At 64.1% G+C, this 251-nt stretch carries 1 pseudogene; it reads right to left on the reverse strand.

The window, feature by feature from the left end:
- A pseudogene (locus tag R0J88_RS22060) lies at positions 1-251 on the reverse strand (NAD+ synthase); the annotation flags it as partial.

The following is a 251-nucleotide window of genomic DNA, read 5'->3' on the forward strand; positions in this document are numbered from 1 at the left end:
TCGAAGCCTGAGCGGATGATCGCCTCGGCGCTCATGTCACCCTCGATGTAGTGGGTGAGAATCGCATCCAGGGTGTCATAGTCCGGCAGCGAATCGCTGTCGAGCTGGTCTTCGGCGAGCTCGGCGGACGGCGGGCGCGTGATGACGCGCTCCGGAATCGCCGGGCCCATGGTGTTGCGCCAGTTGGCGAGACGGAACACCCAGCTCTTGTAGACATCCTTGAGCGCGTTGTAGCCGCCGACCATGTCGCC

Source organism: Pseudoalteromonas sp. SIMBA_162 (assembly GCF_046535955.1).
Taxonomy (GTDB): domain Bacteria; phylum Pseudomonadota; class Gammaproteobacteria; order Enterobacterales; family Alteromonadaceae; genus Pseudoalteromonas; species Pseudoalteromonas marina.